At 41.7% G+C, this 3,824-nt stretch carries 3 protein-coding genes; all 3 read right to left on the bottom strand.

Annotation, left to right across the window (positions count from 1 at the left end):
- Positions 1-48: 48 nt before the first annotated feature.
- The 3 genes from OQ5_RS0104230 to OQ5_RS0104220 all read right to left on the bottom strand — a co-directional run bounded on the left by OQ5_RS0104230 (position 49) and on the right by OQ5_RS0104220 (position 3,292).
- Positions 49-1,071: a DUF4097 family beta strand repeat-containing protein gene (locus tag OQ5_RS0104230; protein ID WP_016776302.1), complete on the bottom strand. Its 1,023-nt coding sequence runs from the start codon at positions 1,069-1,071 to the stop codon at positions 49-51.
- A gap of 148 nt (positions 1,072-1,219) precedes the next feature.
- Complete coding sequence (locus OQ5_RS0104225) at positions 1,220-2,578, bottom strand: UDP-N-acetylmuramate--L-alanine ligase (protein ID WP_016776301.1); 1,359 nt, start codon at positions 2,576-2,578, stop codon at positions 1,220-1,222.
- 54 nt (positions 2,579-2,632) lie between these two features.
- Positions 2,633-3,292 (bottom strand): hypothetical protein, encoded by a 660-nt coding sequence (locus tag OQ5_RS0104220; protein ID WP_016776300.1) that lies wholly within the window; start codon positions 3,290-3,292, stop codon positions 2,633-2,635.
- Between the last annotated feature and the right edge of the window lie 532 nt (positions 3,293-3,824).

Here is a 3,824-nt window from a genome sequence, read left to right as displayed (position 1 = left end):
ATTTTGGCGGCGAGTGTAACACAGCAAATGGTACTTTATGGACAGACACTAATTAAACGTCTGATCTCCTGAAGTACTCGATGCCCTTATCCAAATATCACCTTTCTCGATTAGCAGATTCTCGTCAGCTCTGGAATCACCGGCAACCAGATTTCCCGAACCACTTTTCAGACGGAAGCTCAGTGACTCCATCGAATTCTCCAGGTCCATGTTAATATCTCCCGAAATAGAATTAAAATTCCCCGACTTCAAAATCATTATTTTGTCGCCTTGCTGATTTCCACTGGTGGTGGATATATCAAGAGAACCGGTGACATCCGACAAACGAACATCTCCCGAAACCGATTTAACAGACAAATCGCCACTTACAATGTTTAGCTGAATATTGCCTGATGTCGACCTGAAATCGCCTCCCTCCATAAGATTTTCGCCAACCAGATCTCCCGAAGTGGAAGTCACCCTGCTGATGCCTTCAACCATTTTCAAGGAGAAATTTCCCGAAGTACTCTGACCTGTGAATGCTCCTTTTACATTCGATATTGCCTGATCCCCGCTTACCGATTTTGAAGTAAGTGCTCCGTTGATAACCGATGCGGTAATATTGCCAGATACACTCTTTAATCCGGCATTGGCTCCCGCACCTGTCACGTTGATATTGCCCGATACTGTGCTCAAACTCATATTATCACTTCCAATGTTGGTCACTTTTACATCTCCCGAAACATTACTGACATTCAAAAGAACATCTTCAGGAACTTCAAACATCAGAAACCCTTTGACATTGCCCCTCAAATTCTTCGGATGTTCAATCCAAACTCTTAGTTTGCTCCCGTTCTGCGATGTTTTGATGGCCAAATCGTTTGTTGTCCTTGTGCTTCTGATCTCACCATTCAGGTGCACCTCATCGCTACTGCCGGGTTCAACGGTAACATCACAAAAAACTCCTTCAACAGAGATTTCTTCAATACCCTGAAAACGGGTATCCACCTGATCAACCAGCTGCTGTGCATCGGCAACCATACAGCTGCTCAGGATTAAAGCTATCAGATAAGTAAATGCTAAACGTTTCATGATATTAAGTTTTTAACGAACTACGGATTCATAACAAAACAGAAATATGACGCTCAGAAATACCGGATAGTTACACTTCCTGATAAAAAAATGATTAATGAGGTTGGCAAAAATATGCCTTTATAGACCGCACTCATTAATCCCAAATTCAGATAATCAAACCGGTAGCACAAGAGGGGATATCCAGACCACCTAAATTTCCGGAACTCATTATTAATAAGTTGCTGCCGGAAAGCTTCAGGTGGGAAAGAAAATCCTTCAATTCCGCCGTGTCATTAATCACCCTTAAAGAATTGTCTCCAAAAGCTCTTCGTACATCATCCGGAGTTATCTCCGGTAATTTTTTATGGGCTACTACCTGTGGATTAAAGAATAAAATCGCCTCATCGGCAGGACAGAGTGAGTTTTTGTACTGGGGCAAAAAATCCTTATTCAGACTACTAAAGGTGTGTAATTCCAAAAGTGCAATCAGTTTTCTCCAGGGAAATTGTTCCTTCACGGCAGACACAGTAGCGCGAACCTTCGATGGCGCATGTGCAAAATCGTAAAAAATCGTCGAATCTTTATTTCCGGCAAGTACCTGCAAACGCCGCGACGCACCCTCGAACGACTGCATAGCCTCCCAGAAATCTTTTTCATCGATACCCGTTTCTTTCGCCACATGCAAAGCTCCAGATAAATTTTGAAGATTATGTTTCCCGAATATCTTCAGAGAAAACTCCCTTCCTTTTACATTCACAACAGTCTGTCCGCCTTTTGTCGCAGCTCTTATTTCAGTATAAGGGATTGCTCTGACCGACATTAACCTGTCGGCGATACCCGACAGAACAGGATCATCTGAATAATAGAATAGCTTTCCGCCGGGCTGTATGGTTTGAGCAAATAGTTCGAACTGATGATTATACGCTTCAATTGTAGGAAAAACGTTGATGTGATCCCAGGCAATCCCGGTAATTAATGCAATGTGAGGCTGGTACCATAAAAACTTAGGCCGGCGGTCGATGGGAGATGAAAGATACTCATCACCTTCGAAAACAGCAATATCGGCATCGTCGGACAATTGCACCATGGTATCAAACCCCTTAATCTGAGCCCCCACCATAAAATCGAACTGTCGCCCGAGTGTTTTATAAACGTGCAGTAACATTGAGGTGATGGTTGTTTTACCATGACTGCCGGCAATGACGACTCTTGTCTTATTCTTTGTTTGTTCGTAGAGATATTCCGGATAGGAATAAACCTTTAGCCCGAGTTTTCTCGCCTTTTGTAATTCAGGATTATCGGGTCGGGCATGCATCCCGAGAATTACAGCATCAATGTCTCCGTTTATTTTTTCGGGATGCCATCCCGTGGCGTGGGGTAGTAATCCGTGTTTTTGAAGGCGACTGTAGCTGGGCTCAAACACTTCATCGTCCGAACCCGTCACATGAAATCCCTTTTTATGCAGAGCAATAGCCAGGTTGTGCATAGCACTCCCACCAATGGCAATAAAATGTATTCGCTTCATTTGCTGACTTAATAATCATGACCAGTCAACAAAGAAAGCAAAACTTAACGGAATTTACATCTCGACAGGTTCAATATGTGTGCCCCGGCTTCTGAGTGACCATTGCCAGGAGGCATATAAATCGCATGTCAGCGTACGTGCATTGCCTTCGGTTTGCACCAATTTGCTTCTTCTGGCCACAATAAACGATTTGTCCGGAATATTCTCCCAGCCCCCAATCATGAAATCCACCATTCCGTTAGTACGATCATTCACTCTCTGTACCGGGACCAGGCAATACAAGATAAGTCCTATTCCTCTGTGTTTAAGAAAAGGCGAAATATTCCTGACATAATTTTCAATCTTACCATCGTCTTGCTCAACAACCAGTATAAGGTGCGAAATGCCTTTATGCGAATTCAGAAGTGCTTCAATCAGATGAATTTCATCTATCTCAGCCTGAAAAATTATGCTTTGAATCCCGAATTGATCCGCTTTCTCTGCAACGTTTTTAAGTTCATCCTCTCCTGTAATCAAAATCTCTTTGCCCTCCGGAATAACCGATGAAAGAACAGAGTTAAGTGCATGCTGGCGATCATGATTGTAAAATATCACTTCAAACCCGGTACGGTAAAAATCAACAGGCCGGATACTCTCACGCGTCCACATAGATACAATACTGTTGTTAAGCTCATCCGGTGCAATCCCAACGTTCAACAAATTAATTATGCTCATAAAGAGATTATTAGATGGTTTGATGTTTAGAAATAAAATGTCTTCTGCTAAATTTGTAAAATTCTATAAGTGTAAAAATAACGCCCGCACACAAAACCAGGTATACCATGAAGATTGGCATGGTTCTGTTCCTGAAATTTCAATCGGTTTCAAATATCTTTTGAAAACTTTTGAATGCTCTAAACAACGATTTCAATTTAAATCAAATATTAATAAAGTATTACCAAACCCTTAAACTGTTTAGTGTCTGTTCATGAAATCCCATTTGCGGTGTTACGCTTACCGCCAAAATCCTCATTTACGAATAGTAAACTCCTTTTTTGGCGGCTTCGGAAGCCATGCAACTAGTACTTTCTGAACAGACACACGTATTGCGAATATTTTTACGAGTTTATAGACATGCACTATTTAATACTCTGACAATCAATCAAACAACGACACGTACTCACTAAAACAAAAAATATCTTATATATCTGACTACTATCTCATGAGCCCGGTCTAAAAAGCATCTTTGTTGCCAAACTCCGTGTTG

The sequence above is a fragment of the Anaerophaga thermohalophila str. Valhall genome (genome assembly GCF_000250735.1).
Taxonomy (GTDB): domain Bacteria; phylum Bacteroidota; class Bacteroidia; order Bacteroidales; family Marinilabiliaceae; genus Anaerophaga; species Anaerophaga thermohalophila_A.
Note: the sequence above shows the minus strand (reverse complement) of the source record. Positions and strands in the feature narration are given on the sequence as shown.

Coding starts and splice junctions, on each gene's coding strand:
- OQ5_RS0104225 (WP_016776301.1), bottom strand. CDS start 2,578: ATGAAGCGAATACATTTTATTGCCATTGGTGGGAGTGCTATGCACAAC.
- OQ5_RS0104220 (WP_016776300.1), bottom strand. CDS start 3,292: ATGAGCATAATTAATTTGTTGAACGTTGGGATTGCACCGGATGAGCTT.
- OQ5_RS0104230 (WP_016776302.1), bottom strand. CDS start 1,071: ATGAAACGTTTAGCATTTACTTATCTGATAGCTTTAATCCTGAGCAGC.